This window comes from Listeria monocytogenes (assembly GCF_041765605.1).
Classification (GTDB): domain Bacteria; phylum Bacillota; class Bacilli; order Lactobacillales; family Listeriaceae; genus Listeria; species Listeria monocytogenes_D.
The window spans coordinates 1,028,540-1,048,528 of the sequence record NZ_CP168900.1 but is presented as its reverse complement, the minus strand read 5'-3'; the positions used below and the strand labels follow the sequence as shown (position 1 = coordinate 1,048,528).

General features: G+C 37.3%; 22 protein-coding genes. 5 read left to right on the top strand and 17 right to left on the bottom strand.

The window, feature by feature from the left end; all coding sequences use genetic code 11:
- Positions 1-37: 37 nt before the first annotated feature.
- The 6 genes from AB2Q86_RS05320 to AB2Q86_RS05295 all read right to left on the bottom strand — a co-directional run bounded on the left by AB2Q86_RS05320 (position 38) and on the right by AB2Q86_RS05295 (position 5,356).
- Positions 38-910 carry a S1 RNA-binding domain-containing protein gene (locus AB2Q86_RS05320; protein ID WP_012581599.1) on the bottom strand — a complete coding sequence of 291 codons (873 nt, stop codon included), beginning with the start codon at positions 908-910 and terminating at the stop codon, positions 38-40.
- Positions 911-990: 80 nt separating this feature from the next.
- The gene (locus tag AB2Q86_RS05315; protein WP_012581600.1) at positions 991-1,686 is read right to left on the bottom strand and encodes a copper homeostasis protein CutC; all 696 of its coding nucleotides are present in this window, start codon (positions 1,684-1,686) and stop codon (positions 991-993) included.
- Between the two features lie 113 nt (positions 1,687-1,799).
- Positions 1,800-2,291: a PTS glucose transporter subunit IIA gene (locus tag AB2Q86_RS05310; protein ID WP_012581601.1), complete on the bottom strand. Its 492-nt coding sequence runs from the start codon at positions 2,289-2,291 to the stop codon at positions 1,800-1,802.
- A gap of 114 nt (positions 2,292-2,405) precedes the next feature.
- Positions 2,406-3,308: a glycine/betaine ABC transporter substrate-binding protein gene (locus AB2Q86_RS05305; RefSeq protein ID WP_003734321.1), complete on the bottom strand. Its 903-nt coding sequence runs from the start codon at positions 3,306-3,308 to the stop codon at positions 2,406-2,408.
- 13 nt (positions 3,309-3,321) lie between these two features.
- On the bottom strand, positions 3,322-4,170 hold the full coding sequence (locus tag AB2Q86_RS05300; protein WP_003722879.1) for a proline/glycine betaine ABC transporter permease: 849 nt from the start codon (positions 4,168-4,170) through the stop codon (positions 3,322-3,324).
- Positions 4,163-5,356, bottom strand: coding sequence for a glycine betaine/L-proline ABC transporter ATP-binding protein (locus tag AB2Q86_RS05295; RefSeq protein ID WP_003722878.1), 1,194 nt, complete (start codon positions 5,354-5,356; stop codon positions 4,163-4,165). Before AB2Q86_RS05295 ends, AB2Q86_RS05300 begins: the two co-directional genes overlap by 8 nt.
- Before the next feature lie 369 nt (positions 5,357-5,725).
- Here AB2Q86_RS05295 and AB2Q86_RS05290 point away from each other — a divergent pair, with 369 nt between their 5' ends.
- The gene (locus AB2Q86_RS05290; RefSeq protein WP_041176620.1) at positions 5,726-6,571 is read left to right on the top strand and encodes a mechanosensitive ion channel family protein; all 846 of its coding nucleotides are present in this window, start codon (positions 5,726-5,728) and stop codon (positions 6,569-6,571) included.
- Positions 6,572-6,614: 43 nt separating this feature from the next.
- On the opposite strand, the gene AB2Q86_RS05285 is transcribed toward AB2Q86_RS05290, so the two are convergent.
- The 6 genes from AB2Q86_RS05285 to AB2Q86_RS05260 form a co-directional block, all read right to left on the bottom strand.
- Entirely contained in the window at positions 6,615-7,730 is a 1,116-nt protein-coding gene (locus AB2Q86_RS05285; RefSeq protein WP_012581603.1) for an N-acetyldiaminopimelate deacetylase, read from the bottom strand.
- A gap of 63 nt (positions 7,731-7,793) precedes the next feature.
- The gene (dapD, locus tag AB2Q86_RS05280) at positions 7,794-8,504 is read right to left on the bottom strand and encodes a 2,3,4,5-tetrahydropyridine-2,6-dicarboxylate N-acetyltransferase (protein ID WP_003729819.1); all 711 of its coding nucleotides are present in this window, start codon (positions 8,502-8,504) and stop codon (positions 7,794-7,796) included.
- 47 nt (positions 8,505-8,551) lie between these two features.
- On the bottom strand, positions 8,552-9,430 hold the full coding sequence (locus tag AB2Q86_RS05275) for a LysR family transcriptional regulator (protein ID WP_003722874.1): 879 nt from the start codon (positions 9,428-9,430) through the stop codon (positions 8,552-8,554).
- Positions 9,427-9,879, bottom strand: a complete 453-nt coding sequence (gene cbpB, locus AB2Q86_RS05270) for a cyclic-di-AMP-binding protein CbpB (protein WP_003726554.1) — start codon at positions 9,877-9,879, stop codon at positions 9,427-9,429. The genes AB2Q86_RS05275 and cbpB overlap by 4 nt, the downstream gene beginning before the upstream one ends.
- Before the next feature lie 201 nt (positions 9,880-10,080).
- A complete protein-coding gene (locus AB2Q86_RS05265) occupies positions 10,081-10,314 on the bottom strand; it encodes a YkuJ family protein (protein ID WP_003719227.1) in 234 nt (77 codons plus the stop codon).
- 304 nt (positions 10,315-10,618) lie between these two features.
- A complete protein-coding gene (locus AB2Q86_RS05260) occupies positions 10,619-10,840 on the bottom strand; it encodes a hypothetical protein (RefSeq protein ID WP_003726553.1) in 222 nt (73 codons plus the stop codon).
- A gap of 219 nt (positions 10,841-11,059) precedes the next feature.
- Between AB2Q86_RS05260 and AB2Q86_RS05255 the strand changes: the two genes are divergently transcribed.
- Complete coding sequence (locus AB2Q86_RS05255) at positions 11,060-12,205, top strand: aminotransferase class I/II-fold pyridoxal phosphate-dependent enzyme (protein WP_003730936.1); 1,146 nt, start codon at positions 11,060-11,062, stop codon at positions 12,203-12,205.
- A gap of 38 nt (positions 12,206-12,243) precedes the next feature.
- Here AB2Q86_RS05255 and AB2Q86_RS05250 read toward each other — a convergent pair whose 3' ends face one another.
- The 4 genes from AB2Q86_RS05250 to AB2Q86_RS05235 all read right to left on the bottom strand — a co-directional run bounded on the left by AB2Q86_RS05250 (position 12,244) and on the right by AB2Q86_RS05235 (position 16,248).
- Positions 12,244-13,104 (bottom strand): NAD(P)-dependent oxidoreductase, encoded by an 861-nt coding sequence (locus tag AB2Q86_RS05250; protein WP_012581604.1) that lies wholly within the window; start codon positions 13,102-13,104, stop codon positions 12,244-12,246.
- Positions 13,105-13,116: 12 nt separating this feature from the next.
- Complete coding sequence (locus tag AB2Q86_RS05245; protein WP_012581605.1) at positions 13,117-14,151, bottom strand: YdcF family protein; 1,035 nt, start codon at positions 14,149-14,151, stop codon at positions 13,117-13,119.
- Positions 14,152-14,263: 112 nt separating this feature from the next.
- Entirely contained in the window at positions 14,264-15,982 is a 1,719-nt protein-coding gene (gene ptsP, locus AB2Q86_RS05240) for a phosphoenolpyruvate--protein phosphotransferase (protein ID WP_003722867.1), read from the bottom strand.
- Positions 15,982-16,248 carry a phosphocarrier protein HPr gene (locus tag AB2Q86_RS05235; RefSeq protein ID WP_003719221.1) on the bottom strand — a complete coding sequence of 89 codons (267 nt, stop codon included), beginning with the start codon at positions 16,246-16,248 and terminating at the stop codon, positions 15,982-15,984. The genes ptsP and AB2Q86_RS05235 overlap by 1 nt, the downstream gene beginning before the upstream one ends.
- 306 nt (positions 16,249-16,554) lie before the next feature.
- Between AB2Q86_RS05235 and AB2Q86_RS05230 the strand changes: the two genes are divergently transcribed.
- Positions 16,555-16,824 (top strand): YkvS family protein, encoded by a 270-nt coding sequence (locus tag AB2Q86_RS05230; RefSeq protein ID WP_003729823.1) that lies wholly within the window; start codon positions 16,555-16,557, stop codon positions 16,822-16,824.
- Between the two features lie 105 nt (positions 16,825-16,929).
- Entirely contained in the window at positions 16,930-18,402 is a 1,473-nt protein-coding gene (locus tag AB2Q86_RS05225) for an NAD(P)/FAD-dependent oxidoreductase (RefSeq protein ID WP_014598969.1), read from the top strand.
- Here the strand turns inward: AB2Q86_RS05225 and AB2Q86_RS05220 are convergent, their stop codons facing one another.
- Entirely contained in the window at positions 18,403-19,194 is a 792-nt protein-coding gene (locus AB2Q86_RS05220) for a carotenoid biosynthesis protein (protein ID WP_003727046.1), read from the bottom strand.
- A 145-nt stretch (positions 19,195-19,339) separates the two neighbouring features.
- Here AB2Q86_RS05220 and AB2Q86_RS05215 point away from each other — a divergent pair, with 145 nt between their 5' ends.
- Positions 19,340-19,951 carry a CPBP family intramembrane glutamic endopeptidase gene (locus tag AB2Q86_RS05215; protein ID WP_003729826.1) on the top strand — a complete coding sequence of 204 codons (612 nt, stop codon included), beginning with the start codon at positions 19,340-19,342 and terminating at the stop codon, positions 19,949-19,951.
- The last annotated feature ends 38 nt before the right edge of the window (positions 19,952-19,989 follow it).

The window sequence follows — 19,989 nt, the reverse complement described above, 5'->3', positions numbered from 1 at the left end:
TGAAACAACCGCGCTAGTTGGAACATCCCCTACTACTTTAGTCCGATGTTTCTTCCGTGATTTTTGTAACGACGCCATTCTCTTGAGTGATTCGTCTTGCTTTTAAAAGCGTACCAATTGCACGCTTGAATTGGGCTTTACTAATACCAAATTTGGCACGAATGGCATCTGGATCTGATTTATCTCCGAATGGCATTTCTCCGCCAACACTTCGCAAATAAGTTAAAATCATTTCCGCATCATCATTTAATACTTCATGCGCTCTACCACGAAGCGATAAATTAAGAGAGCCGTCTGGTTTTACAGCGATAACACGGGCCTTCACACGTTCCCCCATTCTTGGTTCCGAAGTTCGTTCACTTTCATGAATAAATCCGATATGAAAATCATCCGTAAAAACAAATGAACCGACTTTTAATAAACGATAAATAGTTCCTTCGATATTTTGGTTAAATAAATCTTGCTCTGCTCGAACGGCAATTGCACGGAATTGTTCTTCTTCTGCAAGAACACCCCAAACACGATTTTCTTCATCTACACGTAGCGCAATCATCACGCGATCTTCTTTTTTAGGCCACAAGTGTGGTAAAGCAGGTAAGTCGTCCAATGATACCACCACATCTTTTTCAATGCCGATATCGACAAAAACACCTAAATGTTTACGTACTTCTGTTACTGTTCCCCAGCCGTAATGTCCTACTTGGATTTTTGGAATAATCGTTGTTGCTGCAATTTCGCGGTCATAGTCCACAAAAATAAATACGGTTACTTCTGCTCCAACAGCAAGTTCCGCTTCATGTGTATTAGATTTAGATAAAAAAACAGTTACTCCGTCTTTTTCAAGGAGCCATCCTGTATCTTTGATTTCTTTCACTGTCATTACTTGGCTTTTGCCAATATAGTTATTCACTTTTTTTCCACCTTTTCCTTAAGAATAGTCTTGTTTCATTATAGCTTATCTAAGCTTGTAAGGCTACCTACTACAAAGAATCAATCTTTGTTTATTTGTTGCTGTAAAATATCGATTTTTTCTTTTAAAATGTCTTTGGAAAAATCATTGGCTTCTCTAGCTGCACTTCCAACATGATAATCGGTATGATTTAGAGTCGCTTGAAAAGTAGTGATATTTTCTGGTTTGACGCCACTTCCAACTAAAATCCGGAAAGAATCTGGTTGTTTTTCGCTATCTTGAATCCAACGTTTTAACCGTGGCAAGGAATCAAGTGCGCTCGCTGTCCCGCCTGAAGTTAATAATTGCTTGATGTCTTTTCCGTATGTACGTAAAACTTGATAACTTGCTTCGATGTCTTTAGTTGCTTCTAGCGCCCTGTGAAAAGTTAGGTCCAAATCACCTTTCCACTCTATTACTTTTTCGAGAAGGACTTGATCGATATCGCCGCCTGCTGTAATACCACCATAAACAATCCCTTGCACGCCAACTTCTTTCGCAAGTTCAATGTCTCGTTCCATAACGATTCTAGCTGCTTCGTCATAGACAAAAGAAAAACTATGTGGCCGAATCATCATCATTGCTGGTAATTTAGACGCGTGCACAATTTCTTTAATAGCTCCGTAACTTGGAGTCAAACCGCCTTCACTTATTGCTGAAACTACTTCCATTCTATTAGCGCCGTATTTTTCCGCTAAGTATGCATCTCTTGGATTTTGAACTATCACTTCTAACATATTATTCCCGCTCCTTTTAATTACTAATTACCTTCATTCTACCCTTTTACGACGTGCTTGAATACTAAAAAATCCATGAAAAGAAAATTACCTCTCCACGGATTTTTGTTTCATTATTTTAAATTAGTTGTAATGACTTCCGTTTTTCCTGCTTCTACTTTTGTTACAGCATGGAAATCAAAATCATATTTACCTTCTGAGCTATTCGTTATAACCATTGGTACAACAGTACTTGCAGCATTTTTCTCAATAAAATCAAAGTCAGCTTCTACAATAGGATCGCCTACTCTCACTTTATCTCCCACACTTACTAACACGTTGAACCCTTCACCATTTAAGGATACGGTTTCTAAGCCGATATGAACAAGAATTTCTTGCCCCATATCCGTACGAATACCAAAAGCATGTTTTGTTTCTGCAAGTTGAATAATTTTTCCGTCGATTGGAGCGACAATGGTACCTGTTTCTGGTTTAATCGCAATGCCTTCTCCCATCATTTTTTGATTAAAAACTGGATCTGGAACATCTTCTAACGCAATAACCTGTCCAGTTACGTGAGCGAATAGAATTTCTTGTTTTGATTTTTTTAAGAATTTTTTAAACATTCATCTTCCTCCTAGCAATTTCATGAATCAACTACTATTTTACCCTTATAGAGAAAAAAAGGCACGGAGAAACTATCAAGGATCACTTGATTTTCTTCATGCCTTTTTAAAAGTTTATTTGCTTGTTTTTAAATCTTCAATGGAATTAATGTTTGTCATGTATTTCGGTACTGCTAGACCGATTTTAGCACCTTTTAAGTTTGGTCCTAAATCTTCAAATTTTCCTTTATAATCTTTGTAGTAGATTCCGGAAGTATTTGGAAGCCATGCTGCAACCATACCATCAGCTGCATCCGTTGCAACGGACGCCCACATTGGTTGAATTTCCATTGCTTGAATCGTTGGTTTGTAGCCAACTTGTTTTAATGCTTCTGCAACGACATTTGTGGAGGCAATTTCAGAATCCCAAGCTACATAAGTTAACTTGATTTCATCGCCATCTACTTTTTCCACGCCATCCGTCCATTTTGCTACTTTTTCTGGATTGTTTTTAATCCATTTTTTAGCAGCTTCTTCTGGATCTACGCCGTCATTAACTTCTAACATTACTTCAGACATATCTTCAGCAGTCCAGAAGAAATTATCTAGCACTTGGTACGCGGAAGGTTTATCTTCTTTTAAGCCTTTACGCACGATGGTGTGGATATTTTCTGCGTTCCCATATACGTTTTTGGGATCATCTAAAAATTTCAAATCAAATTTTGTAAACATCCAGTGCGGGGTCCAACCAGTCACGACAATCGGGCGCTTATCTTTCATCGCTTTTTGAAGTGTACTTGTCATAGCCGCGGTAGAACTTGTTTGTAATTGCCAATTATCATCATCTAAATGGTAATCTTTAATCGCATTTTGTGTTGCAAGCATAATTCCTGCTCCAGCATCAATTCCTGTGATTGTATAATTGATTTGTTCGCCTAAATCTTTTTTCGCGTCATAAGGAGCAAGGGTTGTCCCGCAGGCTGCTAAAGTGAAAATAAGCATAGCCAAAACTGCGGTGGTGATTAATTTTTTTAGCAATCTACTCTCCTCCTTATTCTGATTTCGCTTTTTTATTGAAAGCTTGTGTCAGACGGTCTAGGATGATTGCTACGATAACAATCGCAATCCCAGCTACAAATCCGCCACCAGCGTCGTTACGTCCTACTGCGAAGTAAACACGTGTTCCAAGTCCCATTGCACCGATCATTGAAGCAATTACGACCATGGAAAGTGCTAACATGATACTTTGGTTAATACCCGCCATCATGGTTGATTTCGCCATTGGCAGCTGTACTTTCCAAAGTTTTTGCCAAGGTGTTGAACCGAACGAATCGGCTGCTTCTACAAGCTCTGTTGAAACTTGGCGAATACCTAGATTAGTCATACGAACAGTTGGAGGCATTGCGAAAATAACAGAAGCCACAACCCCTGGAACCATTCCAATTCCGAAAAATGCTACGGCAGGAATTAAGTAAACGAAGGCTGGCATAGTTTGCATAAAATCGAGTACCGGTTTGAAGATACTTTCAACAATATTGCTTTTCGCCATCCAAATACCAAGTGGAACACCAATAACAAGCGCAATTAAACTACTTGTCAGGACGAGCGTTAATGTTTGTGTCATGTCGCGCCAGAAATCTAAGTTCCAGATTAACAGTAAACCGACAACTTCAAAGATAATTAAACCCCATTTTTTGCCTTTACGGTTTACCCAAAATGTGCCAAATACAAGTAAAATAATAAATAACCATGGTGGAACTAAATCGAACACCCATTGGAATGCATCAACAATCCCGCCAATGATATTTGTAATTACATTAAAAAATCCTTCAAATTGCGTTAAGCCATCCACTAATTTATCAATCCAACTAGCTAATGGAATCGTTGGAATATTAGGCATTAACGTTCACCTCGTTTCCAGAAAGTGCGGCCAGAACGGATCCGCGAATAATAATTCCTTTTAATTTCCCATCTTCGGTTACAGCGATCGGAATCGTTGTTGTCGAGATAGTATCCATGATTTCTGCAAGCGGCGTATCTAGGCCAGTTGTAGGCACATCACGATGTAAAGCTGTTTCTAGTGAAGTAATATTTTCTTTTACTAGTTTAGAAACTTCCGCTGCATGGACAATACCAACTAGCTCACGATTACGTTTAACAACGAATACACTGGAAGTTCCAGCCTCACGCATCCGTTTAAGCGCAACACGAGGACCATCTTTTTCAAAATTAACGATTTCTGGACGTATCATTACGTTGCTCGCTGTATAAACTTTGGAACGATCTACATCTTCAATAAATTTTTCAACATATTCATTTGCTGGATGTGCCAGAATTTCTTCCGGGGAACCTGTTTGAACGACAGAACCATCACGCATAATCATAATGTGGTCGCCAATACGAAGTGCCTCATCCAAATCATGGGTAATAAAGATGATTGTTTTCTTCATTTTATCTTGTAAATCTAGTAATTGATCTTGCATATCTTTTCTGTTAAGTGGGTCAAGTGCAGAGAAAGCCTCATCCATTAATAAAATATCTGGATTGTTAGCAAGTGCTCTCGCAAGCCCTACACGTTGCTGCATCCCACCAGAAAGTTGCGAAGGATATTGATCGCCGTAACCAGCTAAACCAACAAGTGCAAGCGATTCTGCTGCATTTTTCTCGCGCTCTTCTTTGTCCATTCCTTGAATTTCAAGGCCGTATTCTACGTTACGATTAATCGTTCTATTCGGAAATAAACCAAAGTTTTGGAAGACCATACTCATGCTTTTTCTTCTGACTTCCAAAAGTTCTTTTTTATTTAGACTAGATAGTTCTTTTCCGTCAAGCCAAATTTTTCCGCTCGTAGGCTCAATTAGACGGTTTAAAAGTCGTACCAAAGTCGACTTCCCACTACCAGAAAGCCCCATAATAACGAAAATTTCTCCTTCTTCTACGCTAAAAGATGCTTTATTAACACCAATAGTCGCCCCTGTTTCTTTCAAAATATCTGTTTTCGATTTCCCCTGAGAAAGTAAAGAAGATGCTTTGGAAGCCTTTTTTCCAAAAATTTTCGTTAGCTCTTCTACTTTAATCTTGCTCAAAATAAAATCCCCTTTCTTTTTTTAGATTGAATTATTTACTAGGCAAAAATTCGGCCCATATCACTTTTAAAAAAGCAATAACATTTATCATTGTACACAAGTTTTGGCTCAGTTTCACATCATACAGTTTGGTTTGCGCTATTTTGCACATTTTAGAAAGCGCCTCCATCTTACAACAACAGTGGCTGACAGTTTTTTAATTTTTTTTGTAAAAAAGGAGGATTTTTCAAGAAAAAAGCGCTTTTTCTGGGGATAATTTATTTTAAAAACAGCATTTTTGTAAAATATTTGTTAGAATAGAAAAGGACATTTCATTAGGAAGGGGGAGATGAAATGGATGGAGAACTTTCAAAGGATGTGGACCAGAAGATGAATTTACTCAAAAAGTGGTTCAGTTCTATTGACTGGGACCAATTTTGGAATCATGTTATTTCAGTTGGAATAAAAATTGCCATTTTAATTGCTCTTTATTTTATTTTCCGCGTGGTTGGTAATAAAATTATCCGTAGTTTCTTCCGCAAATATCGGCAACAACAAGCAGTTTCTGTTGGGCGCGCGGATACGTTAGAAAGCTTGATTTCTAATTTTTACGGCTATGTTTTATTTTTCACTTTTGCGATTTTATTATTACAGAACTTTATGGATGTTACAGCGATTATTGCAAGTGCTGGGGTGGCGAGTTTGGCCATTGCCTTTGGTGCTCAAGGGCTTGTTAGTGACGTTGTGACTGGATTTTTTATTCTACTTGAACGTCAACTTGATGTTGGTGATACGATTACCATTGGACTAGTTAATGGAACAGTAGAAGCACTTGGACTTAGAACAACACAGGTACGTGATTTTGATGGCACGCTTCATTTCATTCCTAACAGACAAATTATGGTCGTTAGTAATCATTCGCGCGGTAATATGCGTGTGATGGTGGACATTCAAATTAGTCCACATGAAGATCCGGAAAAAGCAATTAAAATTATTGGTGAGGTTTGTGACGTAGCTGCAAAAGAAAATAAAAATATCGTTGAGCCCCCTGTTGTATTAGGTGTGCAAAACATTGACGCAACAAATATGATTATCCGCGTAGTCGGTAAAGCAGTGAACGGCGAGCAGTATTCTGTTCAACGTGACTTACTCAAAGATATTCGCGAAGCACTCGCAGAAAACGAAATCGAACTACCACTCAATTTTGTTAGCTCATTCGGACCAAATAATAATTAAAAAGACGCCAATTCGCTCCTTGTGAGAACGAATTGACGTCTTTTTATTTACTTTCCAAAAAGTGGATTAATACATCAATTGCAAATGGAATAGCTTCTTCTTTTGGACTAAGTTTCGCGTGATGCAAACTGTACTCGGAATCCACGCCTAACCAAAACATAAACCCTTTAATTTCAGATAAAAAGTAACCAAAGTCTTCTCCAGTCATCGCTGAACGAGCTGGCACATAACTTTCTGGATATTGTTCTTCCAAAAAGTGGATGAATTCTTCTGTTTCAACTGGATCATTGTCCACTTGATAGTAATCGGATCCAGGATGGAATTCTACTTCACATTGGTAGGCTTCTTCCCATCCTTTTGCTAGCTGTTTCAAACGAGTCCAAACAATCTGCATTGTTTCAGGGGAAAGCGTTCGAATGGTTCCATCTAAATAAGCGGTTTCCGCAATGACATTTTGAATTTCGCCGCCATGAATCCGTCCAATCGTGATAACCGCGCTATCCATTGGATCAATATTCCGGCTTATAATTGTTTGCATTTGTCCGACAAACGCACTTGCCGCGACAACCATATCATTCGCCAAATGAGGATACGCCGCATGGCCACCTTTTCCTTTAAACGAAATAAAAAGTTCCGATGTATTCGCAAAAAGTAAACCTGGCTTAATCGCAATTTCTCCAACTTTGTACTCTGGTGCGATATGGAGCCCGTAAATACTGTCTGGTCGCCACTCGGCAAATTCCGCACTTTCCATGATAGGTTTGGCACCACCTGGACCTTCTTCGGCAGGCTGAAACACGAAGAGTAAGTTATCTTTAGCTGGTTTACTTGCAAAATGCGTCAATACACCAAGTGCGATACTCATATGTAAATCGTGCCCACAAGCATGCATATTCCCAGGATGTTTTGATGCAAAAGGCAGCCCAGTTTCTTCTGTAATTGGTAATGCATCAATATCGGTACGATAACCAATTGTTTTTTCTGGATTGTTTCCTTTTACTAAAACCAAAATCCCCGTACGCCATTTTTTCACTTCTAAATGTTCACTCGGTAATTTGCTAATATAATCTAATAAATAAGCTTGTGTTTTGAGCTCTTTATAACCTGTTTCAGGAATTTGGTGTAACTCACGTCGAATGGCAATAAATTCATTTAACACGGCGATTCTCTCCTTCTAAAAAAGGACTGCTTCGCCAACAGACGAAACAGTTCCCTTTGATTTTTAAAGTTGACGAAGTTCTTGCATGATTTCTGTTTTAGAAGCTGTTTTTGCATCTAATTTTTTAAGTTCACGTGCAGGAATCCCAGCTACAACTGTTCCAGGAGCTACGTCTTTTGTAACGATTGCGCCAGCTGCTACAACCGCACCTTCACCAATGCGTACGCCTTCTAAAACAACCACATTCGCGCCAACAACTACATTATCTTCTACAATTACTGGTTGAGCGGATGGTGGTTCCACTACGCCAGCAAGCACAGAACCTGCTCCGATATGGCAATTTTTACCAACCGTTGCGCGCCCGCCTAGAACAACATTCATATCAATCATCGTACCGTCACCGATAACAGAACCGATATTAATGCTTGCTCCCATCATAATTACAGCATTATCACCAATAGTTACTTGGTCGCGAATAACTGCGCCTGGCTCAATACGCGCGTTAATATTTTTCATATCTAACAAAGGAATAGCTGAGTTACGACGATCATTTTCGATAACGTAATCTTCAATATTCGCTTTATTTGCTTCTAATAATGGCTCAACAACTGCCCATTCTCCAAAAATAGTTCCCGCATTTCCAGTAATGAAAGTTTTAACATCACTAGGGAAATCAATTTTTTCTAAGTCCCCTTTAAGGTAAACTTTTACAGGTGTTGCTTTCTTGCTATTTTGAATAAAAGAAATAATTTGGTGTGCATCCATTTGTTCCATGAATTTTTGTCCCCTTCCGATACGTTCTGCTTTCTATTTTGCCATAGCTATTTAACTTGTTCAAGGAATTTATCTGTTATTTCTAAAAACGCCTTCACTTGTGGTAAACTGAGTGACTGTTCATACGTCAGTAAATTTGTTTCTCGACTTAAAATCGAGCCATCTTTTTCTGTTAAGGGAATTTTGTTGATTTTATCCGTGTAGCCTAACATCGTCACTTCCGGCAAAATCGCAAAACCAATACCATTTAGAGCCATTTGCCTAGAGGTTTCCATTTGGTCCATTAACATCGCTTGACGCGGCATTTTCCCGAAATTTCGTTGCCAATAATCTTGAATCACTTGGTAATAATTCGAATCACTGCGAAATTGGATAAATGGTCGATTAGTTTGGAAAACTTCTTCAATTTTGGTAATTTCCGTATCTACTAAAATTAATTTGTCATTAAATAATGGTTTTTGAACACTTTTCCAAGTAGAGCTTCCGCGAACAATACCAATATGGACGTTTCCTGCGGCTAGTTGTTGCGTAACCTCACTGCTCCAACCGGTTACAAGTGAAATCTGCACATTAGGGTATGCCCTTGAAAAAGCTTTTAGCACACGAGGCAGCCACATTTGCGCTACTACACTCGCACAGGCGATACGTAGTGTTCCGCGGACAACACCTTCCATTGCTTCGAGTTTTTCTTGAATAGTATGTTCTCGTTCAATAACACTAGACGCATGACGAACAATAGCTTCTCCTTCTGGTGTAAGCAACAGCCCTTTTTGTGTACGAATAAAAATTTTAGTATTCCATCTACTTTCGATTGTTTGCAAGCGTTGCGATAAGGCGGGTTGGCTTAAAAAAAGTTTTTCCGCACTTTTGCGCATATTAAGTTCTTCGGCTAAACAAACAAGCAATTCGTATTCTGTTACAATCATCTATTTTCCTCCACCTGCAAATGAATATAACGGTTGACTTGTTTTAAGACAACACGTCTTGTTACTATTCCTTCAAAATGGTGGTCCGCATCTACAACACAAACAAAAGGATGATCCACAAGTAAGTGTACAATTCGCTCGTTATTATTAAAATCTTTAATTACTGGGAAATCCGTCTGCATGACATCTTCTACTTTTAAATCCTCTAACCGTTCAAATTCAATACGTTCGAGTCCAAGAATGGCATCCGTGATCATTGCTGCACTTATTAACCCATGGAGTTTAAATTCAAAGTCTAGCACAGGAATAACTGAATAACCGCATTTAGTTAAAACAAGTAATGCATGTTCTAAATTATTACCAAGCTGTACATGAGCCACCTTTTCAGCGGAAATCATCGAATCAGCTAGTTCATTGTCAATAAATTGTCCAAATCTATTTGAGATCATTTAGAATCTTCCTCTTCCTTTATTTTCAAGCTCTACGAAGTTTCTTTCAACTTTTTCAAATAAAACGAAACTTTTCCATCTCCTATTCTACCATACTATTTGGTCTGATTTCTTTCATTTTGTGCTTGAAAACAAAAAAAGCTGTGAATATAAAATTCACAGCCCTTAAGTAAATAACCGGATTATCCGATTTTTACCATGTTATTCGTTTTCTTGTAGCGTTTCAAAAATTTCGATAGCAGTCATATCAATATCATCGAATTGATATTTACTATTGTCGCCATAGATTTCTACTTCAAATGAGTTAGAAGCTTGAAAAAACTTCACTTCGCACACGGGCGTACCATTTTTTTCAAAACGTCTTGCTTGTGTTTCAGCTGACTCATCTTCTTGCATTGCATGTAAACGTTGAATAATTCCCAATAACTGAGACATCTTACACTCTCCTCTCAAATCCACCATCTGACGTGCAAAAATTGGCATACCTTGCTGTTACTACGCGCGTGGCAATGCTTTTTTACATATTTCCTCATATCTGGTTTTTTCGCCATATCTTATTTCTTTCACTATACTACCAAATTTTATCGCAAACCGCACGTATAACGCAAGGGTTCTGGAAATATTCAGAAAAAGAAATTATTTTAAATTAACCTAAAAGACACGATTTGTTCTATTTTGCCGTTGTTTTATCCAAAAAAAGACTATAAAAAGGGATTAACCTTTCTACAGTCTTTGATAATTAAAATTCATTTTTCCGATTAGCAGTAGCGCTGATAATCATTTTTGTCGCTCGCACGATGGTTTTGTGACGATTGAAACCTTTAACGCATATAGTTTGATCACCAATTGTTGCAAATACTTCGCCCCATGAACCACAAGGATTAAAGCCATAAGCATGTATTTTTAGCAAGCCATCTTTCGTTGGAAAAAAGAGAGCTTCGTATTTACCTGGTTTAGTCATATCCGGCGGCCCCTTCCACTTTGAAGTAATCATTTCTAACTGAAAATGATTATCATTATTAAAACTATCTTATAGCATTCTACATAAAAGTGCAAGGTTTTTTAGGTATATTTTCAGACATTTTGCTTTTCTTCCTTTTTAAGCTATAATGGAATGAAATCACGAAGCTTACTCCCACCTGATTTTCACGGGATTTTCTTATAAAGAAAGGTGACGAAAATGACAAAATCTATTCGACCAGAATTACGCGATATTCAAGTAAGTGGTATCAGAACTTTTAATACACGAGTGACGGGTATTCCTGATATGATCCGTTTAACACTTGGCGAACCTGACTTCCCAACGCCAGAGCATGTCAAACAGGCGGCCATTTCAGCAATAGAAGAAAACTTCACCAACTATACACCCAATGCCGGGATGCCAGAATTACTCGAAGCAGCTTCCACTTATTTTCATGAAAAATATGACTTGTCCTATAATAATAAAGAAATCATCGTTACGGTCGGCGCTACAGAGGCTATCTCCGTTGCCTTGCAAACGATTTTGGAGCCTGGGGATGAAGTTATCTTACCAGACCCTATTTATCCAGGTTACGAGCCTCTAATTACGTTAAATAGAGCGCACCCGGTTAAAGTTGATACGACCGAAACTAATTTCAAATTAACACCTGAACAATTACGTGCTCATATCACGCCAAAAACTAAAGCACTTATCATTCCTTATCCATCCAATCCGACCGGTGTTACACTCTCTAAAAAAGAACTTTTCGCATTAGCAGAAGTATTAAAAGAAACAGGTATTTTTGTCATTGCTGATGAGATTTACAGTGAATTAACTTATCACGAAGAGCATGTGAGCATTGCGCCTTTACTAAGAGAGCAGACAATCGTTATCAACGGTTTATCAAAATCTCACGCAATGATTGGTTGGCGAATTGGCTTTTTACTTGCACCAGAAGCCCTTACACAAGAAATGTTGAAAATCCATCAATATTCGGTTACTTGCGCAAGTTCCATTTCCCAAAAAGCAGCACTAGAAGCCCTTACTAACGGCAAAGACGATGCTTTCCAAATGCGAACTGAATACAAAACACGCGCTAATTTCACCCAAGATCGACTAGAAAAAATGGGCTTTACTGTCATTCCACCGGATGGTGCATTTTACTTCTTCGTCAAACTTCCCGATGAAATAACCGAAAATGCTTTCGATTGGGCTGTAAAACTTGCTGAAGAAGCCAAAGTAGCAGTTGTCCCCGGAAATGCCTTTTCCGAAAAAGGCGATCGTTATTTCCGCCTTTCTTACGCCACTTCCTTTAATAATCTTGCTGAAGCATTAGACCGAATGGCTCAATTTATAGCAAAATAAAAAGAAACATCCACTAACTTAAATTAGTGGATGTTTTTTTAACGATAATATTTGATAAGCGCTTGTGTGCCTTCTTCACTCAAACCTTGCTCTGCTAGTGTTTGATACATTTTTTCAGCTAAAGTTAAACCTGGAAGCTCTAGTCCCATTTGTTTTGCTTCAGAAATCGCTATTCCCATGTCTTTTATGAAATGCTTAATAAAGAAACCTGGAGAAAAATCATCCTTAAGTACACGCGGAATCAAGTTTGTAAGCGACCAACTGCCAGCTGCACCACCTGAAATTGAATCCAGAACACGTGATGGATTCAGCCCAGCCGCCTCGGCATAAATTATTGCCTCAGTCACACCAATCATGTTGGAAGCAATCGCAATTTGATTCACCATTTTCGTATGTTGTCCAGCACCTGCATCCCCTTGTAAAATAACACTACTGCCAAGAATGTCTAAAATTGGTTTCACTTTTAAAAACACTTCTTCAGACCCGCCGACCATAATTGCGAGTGTGCCATTTTTCGCGCCAATGTCACCACCCGAAACAGGAGCATCGAGTACACCAATTCCTTTTTCCGCTCCTACTTTAGCAATTTTTTTCGCCAAAGCTGGGGAGGAAGTTGTCATATCAATCGCAACAGCACCAGAGGATAAATTAGCTAAAAATCCATTCTCATCTAAGTAAAGCTGTTCGACATCTTGTGGATAACCGACCATTGATATTAAAATATCCACTTGGCTTGCAAGTGAAGCAGGACTAGCTTCCCAGTGCGCCCCTTTATGCAAAAGCTCTTCTGCCTTTGATTTAGTACGCGTATAAACAAACACTTCATAGCCAGCTTCAAGTAAATGCAAAGCCATGCTCGAGCCCATCACACCTGTACCAACAAATCCTATTTTTTCCACTTGAAATCCCTCCTACCTAAATGTGATACCAATAATTGCTAAAAATATAAAGAATAATGCAGCTAAGCCAAATAATATTAAATGAACTTTTTTGTACATAACGGTAATAGCAATAAATTCACGAATCAAAGCATTGGGCATATAATAAAGGGCTGTTTTTGCACCGATACCTTGACTTTTCAGGCCAGCTTTTCTTGCATATAAACCAGCTCGGAATAAGTGAAAGTTATTAGTCGAAAACAAACTATTATAATCAGGCATAATGGCATCCATTTTTGCTTTAGAAAATTGCATATTTTGAAGTGTGTTGACTGATTGATCTTCCATTATAATAAAAGTTTCATCAATACCCTTACTAATCAAATAATCCCGCATTGCTTGTGCTTCGGAAACAGTTTCATTTGCCCCTTGTCCACCAGAAACGATAAAAGTAGCACGCTTACCTGTTTTTGAATATTGTTTTTCATAAAATGCGATGGCACGATTTAATCTACTTGCAAGTAATGGTGGCACCCTGTCTCCACCAATCAAACCACTACCTAACACAATGAGGAAGTCCTGATTGTATCTTGGGAAATTGAATTGATATAAAAACGTTGATAAAAGAAAAGATAAAAATAAAAACGAAAAATATCCTACAAAAGCCATTACAAATAACACGACTACCCCAAGTATCGGGCTACCGTTTTTCAATATACTACCAAACCAAGCAATAAATAATATAATGATTACTAAACCAATAAATAACGGAAGCATATTAGCAAGTTTACGGCCTTCTCGTTTCAACATTAAACGCCCATTAACAATAAGCGTTGTCCCCAAACCAATAATAAAAAATGGAATAAGTAAGAACAGTAAAATTAATACTGTATCCATAATAGAAACGATTAATTCATTCCCGTTTGAAAAAGTAACGTAAATCAGTGAAAGTAAAGAGAAAAATAGTGCAATCGTTAAAATTATCCCGTTACTGATTCTTCGTCTATCTATAATAGACAAAACAATGAAAAGCAGCAGAAAAAAACCTGCTAATGAATAGATTACCAACCTTGTTGCCTCCTTTTTAAGCTAACTGTATTTTTAATTATACTTTGACACTCCCTTTTTCACAACACAAAAAGACCTAGACACTTAAAATGCCTAGGTCTTGATTCAGAAATTATTCTGCAGTATATTTTTCAACTAATTCTACAACTTCTTCTGCTGTAGATTTATTTAAAGCTTCTTCCGCTAATTTCACCATTTCAGATTGATCTAAACGTTTGATTAACGAACGAGATTTAAGAATGCTTGAAGCACTCATTGAAAATTCATCTAAGCCTAAGCCTAAAAGAAGTGGTACAGCCGTTTGATCTCCAGCCATTTCCCCACACATACCAGTCCATTTGCCCTCTTTATGAGATGCATCGATAACCATTTTGACTAAACGTAAAATGGATGGATTGTATGGTTGGTAAAGGTAAGAAACGCGTTCGTTCATACGGTCCGCAGCCATTGTATACTGAATTAAGTCATTTGTTCCGATAGAGAAGAAATCAACTTCTTTTGCAAATTGATCAGCAAGAACTGCAGCGGCAGGAATTTCAATCATAATTCCAAGTTCGATGGAATCAGATACTTCTGTTCCAGCAGCTTTTAGTTTTGCTTTCTCATCTAGTAAAATATCACGTGCTTGACGGAATTCATTTACTGTTGCAATCATCGGGAACATAATTTTTAAGTTACCATATACACTTGCGCGAAGTAAGGCGCGAAGTTGTGTACGGAATAATTCTTCATTCGCAAAACAAAGACGAATTGCACGGAATCCTAAGAATGGGTTCATTTCTTCAGGAAGTTCTAGGTATGGTAACGTTTTGTCGCCACCGATATCTAATGTACGAACAACCACAGATTTTCCGTCCATTCCGGAAACTACTGCTTTATAAGCTTCGAATTGCTCTTCTTCTGTTGGGAAATTGTCGCGACCCATGTACAAGAATTCTGTACGATAAAGTCCAACTGCTTCCCCGCCGTTAGAAATAACACCTTCTAAATCATTCGGAGTTCCGATGTTTGCTGCAAGCTCCACGTGAACGCCGTCTTTAGAAACGGTTTTTTCATTTTTAAGTTTATCCCATTCTGCTTGTTGTAAAGCAAAATCAGATTTAATTTTTTCATAGTGAGCGATTTGTTCTTCTGTTGGGTGGATGATAACATTACCTTCCAAACCATCAATAATAACAATATCATTTTTCGCTACGCTAGCAGTAACTTCTTTTGTTCCAACTACTGCTGGAATTTCAAGAGAACGTGCCATAATAGCGGAGTGAGAAGTACGTCCACCAATATCCGTTACGAAACCTTTAACAAAGTTACGGTTAAGTTGTGCGGTATCGGAAGGCGTTAAATCAGCTGCAACAACAACTACTTCCTCATCAATTAAAGCTGGATTAGGAATAGTTACACCTAGTAAGTGAGAAAGAACACGTTTACGTACATCTTTAATATCCGCTGCACGTTCACGCATGTATTCGTTGTCCATAGATTCAAACATACCAATAAACATGTCTGTCGTTTCTTGTAAAGCTGTTTCTGCATTCGTTTTAGAGTTTTTGATGCTTTCTTCGATTGGTCCTGTTAATTCAGGATCATTTAATACTAGAAGATGCGCGTCAAAAATTTGTGCCTTATCTTCGCCTAAGTCTTTAGCAGCTTTCTCACGAATCATTGAAAGTTCTGTTCTAGAAACTTCTAACGCGCTTTCAAAACGCTTTACTTCACTTTCAACATCCGTAACTTCTGTTTTTTCATAGGAAAGATCAGGTTCAACGAGCAGATAAGCTTTCGCAATGGCAATCCCATCAGATGCTGCGATACCTTTCAACTCTTTAGCCATTATTCAGCCAATCCTTCTTTCTTAAGAACTTCAGTTAGTCCTTCAATTGCTTCTTTTTCATCGCTACCTTCAGTGTAGATAGTAATGTCAGCGCCTTTACCAATACCAAGAGACATAACGCCCATGATTGATTTAAGGTTTACTTTTTTGCCAGTGTATTCAATTTGAACGTCAGAGCTGTATTTACTTGCAGCCTGCACCAATAGAGTTGCTGGGCGTGCGTGAATTCCTGTTTCATCGATTACTACAAAACTTGCTTGTTCCATAATTTACATTCTCCTTTGTAAAGAAATTTGTTGTAACCTTTTAAGCCGAAAAATTTTCAGCAAAAAAGACTATCCCTCAATTAAAAAGAGTACCATGTTTTACCTATTGTTACAACTATTTGATTAAAAATTTTTTAGAATGTTTTTTTGTAGAGCACCTTGTTTCACTCTTTTTAAATAGAAAAAATAGAGTGTTTTTTTAAATTTGTCACTAAATTGTTTCCATTTTGAATTAAATAGCACTTTTTAATGGCTTATAGTTGATTTTAATAGCATTTTAGTGCAAAATTTAAGGAAGGTTCAAAAATGCATACATTCTTTTTCAGCAAGATAGAGGCAACACCGAAAATTGAAGGAGTGATAACAATGGCAAAAGCACATGTTGGAGACATTATTGAATTTAAGGATGGCCTTACAGGAATCGTTGAAAAACTCAACGAAAACTCCGTTATTGTCGACTTAACTTATATGGAAAATTTTAAAGATTTAGGGATTGAAGAAAAAACAGTAGTCAATCACAAAAATTACCAAATTATTCATTCTGTAGAAGAAGAGGAAGAAGAAACAGAAGAATAAGAAAACAAAATATTTTTTTAAGTGCGCAAAAATAAAGCATTTCCGAGAGATAATGCTCTATATTTTTGCGTTTTTTATATGTATATAAATCAGGCAAAGGAGCGTTTGAATTTGGAAAGCAAAAAGAAAATTGCCATTATTGGTGCTGGACCAGGTGGTTTGGCAGCCGGTATGCTATTAAGTCAACTAGGTTATCAAGTAAGCATCTATGAAAAAAATGATCGCATTGGTGGAAGAACGGCATTGCACAAAATGGGTAAGTACTCATTTGATGTCGGACCTTCTGCACTTACAATGACGCATGTTTTGACTTCTCTTTTTATGGATTGTAATCGCAATATTTTGGATTATGTTTCGCTTTTACCAATCAATCCTATTCATACGCTTTATTTTAAAGATATTACATTCCCTCTTTACAGTGATCAATCTGAAACAAAAGCGGTTATTCAAACATATTTTCCAGGCGAAGAAGATGGATTTGATCGCTTTATGAAAGAAAACACAAAAAAAATGCTGTATATATCGCCGCTCAATCAATTTAATTATAGTTCTTTGTTTGATTTTTTCCGTCCAACAACTTTGCGTGCTATTCCTAGTTTGACGCTTGGACGATCGTTGATGGATGATTTAGCCAGATATTTTAATAGTAAGTACCTTCGTCTCGCATTTTCTTTACAGATGCGCTATTTAGGTATGTCACCTTGGGATATTCCAGCTGCTTATAGTATTATTCCTTTTTCCGAATATTACTATGGCACTTTTCATCCCATTGGTGGACAAAATAAAATTGTCGAGGCAATGCAGCAAGTAGTTACAGAAAACAAAGGGAAGTTCTTCTTTAATTCCGAAGTAACTGAATTTGAATCGAATGGTAAAGAAATAACCGGAGCTGTTCTTGCTAATGGGAAAACAATCGAAGCAGATTATTATTTCACCAACCTGGATTTCATTTATTCTTTAACTAACGAGCATCCAGATAAATTGGACAAAAAAGAATATTCCTCTTCTGCTTTTATTCTTTACTTAGGTTTAAAAACAGTATTGCCTTTTTCACATCAGTCGATTATTTTCCCTCAAAATTACCGAGAATATGCGAATAATACGATGCATAAAAAAATTCTTTCTAATGATATCGCGATACATTTGACCAATCCTTCTGCAACCGATAATACTATGGCGCCAATTAATCATTCTAGCGTTCGAATTATGGTTCCAGTTCCTAATAATACGAGTAATATTGATTGGGAAAAAGAAACTCCTGCTTTTCGCCAATTAATTTTAGATACGGTAAAAGAGCGTCTATCCGTACCCGATTTAGAAGCGAATATTGAAGAAGAATATATTATCACACCGCTAGACTGGGAAAAGAAATATCATGTTAAACACGGTGCTATCTTTGGTTTACAACACTTATGGCGCCAACATGGTTACTTACACCCTTCCAAAAAATTCCCACCATTTAAAAATTTATTTGTGATTGGCGCTGGCGCAATGTCGGGTAGCTCTCTTCCGTTCATCATTGAAAACGCGCAAATCGCAACCCAGAAATTTTTACAAAAAGAAAAGAAATCCGAGTAATCATTCGGATTTCTTTTTGGGCTGCGCTTCTTTTTCCAAACTGAAAAAATAACAAGCAGTGAAAATAATATTAGAAACGATAATAATCGCAATAGATGTCCATAAATCAAGGTAAAAGGACAAAAATACGAAAAAGGCAATAATAATCCAATAAACAATGACAATTTCTGATTTTAAATCTGGATATTTTAGACGCTCCCAACTATCCGTTAAACTCAAAATAAAGTAAATCATTAAATGTAAAATAAGTCCTAAAAGCCACCAATTAATAAAGTCAGATAACTGCAAAATCGTGAAGCCGTTTTGCGTAATGTAAAGTTGTTTTGATTGCATTGTAATTGGTTCGATTAAAACCTCAAAAATCATTACCATCGTAGCTGCGATAAACGAATAAATACCTCCACGAATCCAGTCAATATTAATTTTCAGCGTAATTTCTCGAGCGATAATATGTGTACCCGCAACCATTCCGACCCAAATAAAGCCCATCGTAATAGGAATACCGTATACACTCCCACCTAATGTAGAACCGATATACTCATCCGTATAACTTAGTTGCATCCATTCAATACAAGTACTGACAACAAATATAAGTAACGTTATAGCAGAACCAAGCCATTTACCATATTGCATAATAAAGAAAACAGCCGCAAAAACACCAGTAAATACTAAAAATAATGATTGCACTGCAGTTAGCTCTGGCGGAATAATGTGTAAGGATACTAACAAAACGCTGCCTAAAAACCAGAATATATAAATCCAAAGTAAAAATTTGTAGTTTTTTTCTAACATCTATGAACCACTCCTATTTTTTCATTATATAGGATTTATTAAATTGCACAACTTTTATCTTATCTTTTGTTTAATTGTTGCCAAACGATTTCATTTGTTTTAAAGTAGTATGAGAAGTATTTGTTAAGAAGAGGTGTAAAGTATTTTGAAGAGCATCAAGATCGATTATAAACTTGTACTGGGACTTATTTTATGTGCCCTACTTGTTATCTTAACATATCAGTTCCCACGTGTTTTTTGGTATTTATATGGAGCTGGGATGTTATTTTTACTTAGTTTTGTGATTTTTAATGATGATTTAAAAAAAGAGTATTCGTTCGTTAAAGGCATTTTGCCCGGTATTTTCTCCGGAATTGTCCTTTATATTATTTTTTACATAGGCGCCTTTATTATTAAAGTAATGCCAGGCGGTCTAGAAAATTCTGTAGAAGCTGCTTTTAATAAGTATTCGACGCACTCTTTGATAATTTGGTTACTGCTTATCGTGGCCATTATCCCTGGAGAAGAAATTTTCTGGCGTGGCTTCGTATTAAAACGATTAAACCACTATTTCAATCCTTGGTTTTCGAATGTTTTTGCAGCGTTACTATGTATGGTAATGATGTTCCCAAGTGGCAACTTTGCAGCGATTATCGGTATCTTTGTCGCTTCGCTCGTATGGAATATCATGTATTCCTATCGCCCAAGCCTACTCATGCTATATTTATCGCATTTAACCTTTGCGTTTTTGTTACTCGCAGCCTTACCAATTTATTAAAAATAGCACAAAAACGCTCCTTTTATAGGGGTGTTTTT

Excerpts from the sequence above, each read along its gene's own strand:
- AB2Q86_RS05315 (WP_012581600.1), bottom strand. The coding sequence starts at position 1,686 with ATGTTAGAAGTGATAGTTCAAAATCCAAGAGATGCATACTTAGCGGAA.
- AB2Q86_RS05310 (WP_012581601.1), bottom strand. The coding sequence starts at position 2,291 with ATGTTTAAAAAATTCTTAAAAAAATCAAAACAAGAAATTCTATTCGCT.
- AB2Q86_RS05300 (WP_003722879.1), bottom strand. The coding sequence starts at position 4,170 with ATGCCTAATATTCCAACGATTCCATTAGCTAGTTGGATTGATAAATTA.
- AB2Q86_RS05290 (WP_041176620.1), top strand. The coding sequence starts at position 5,726 with ATGAATTTACTCAAAAAGTGGTTCAGTTCTATTGACTGGGACCAATTT.
- dapD (WP_003729819.1), bottom strand. The coding sequence starts at position 8,504 with ATGGAACAAATGGATGCACACCAAATTATTTCTTTTATTCAAAATAGC.
- AB2Q86_RS05275 (WP_003722874.1), bottom strand. The coding sequence starts at position 9,430 with ATGATTGTAACAGAATACGAATTGCTTGTTTGTTTAGCCGAAGAACTT.
- cbpB (WP_003726554.1), bottom strand. The coding sequence starts at position 9,879 with ATGATCTCAAATAGATTTGGACAATTTATTGACAATGAACTAGCTGAT.
- AB2Q86_RS05265 (WP_003719227.1), bottom strand. The coding sequence starts at position 10,314 with ATGTCTCAGTTATTGGGAATTATTCAACGTTTACATGCAATGCAAGAA.
- AB2Q86_RS05260 (WP_003726553.1), bottom strand. The coding sequence starts at position 10,840 with ATGACTAAACCAGGTAAATACGAAGCTCTCTTTTTTCCAACGAAAGAT.
- AB2Q86_RS05255 (WP_003730936.1), top strand. The coding sequence starts at position 11,060 with ATGACAAAATCTATTCGACCAGAATTACGCGATATTCAAGTAAGTGGT.
- ptsP (WP_003722867.1), bottom strand. The coding sequence starts at position 15,982 with ATGGCTAAAGAGTTGAAAGGTATCGCAGCATCTGATGGGATTGCCATT.
- AB2Q86_RS05235 (WP_003719221.1), bottom strand. The coding sequence starts at position 16,248 with ATGGAACAAGCAAGTTTTGTAGTAATCGATGAAACAGGAATTCACGCA.
- AB2Q86_RS05230 (WP_003729823.1), top strand. The coding sequence starts at position 16,555 with ATGCATACATTCTTTTTCAGCAAGATAGAGGCAACACCGAAAATTGAA.
- AB2Q86_RS05220 (WP_003727046.1), bottom strand. The coding sequence starts at position 19,194 with ATGTTAGAAAAAAACTACAAATTTTTACTTTGGATTTATATATTCTGG.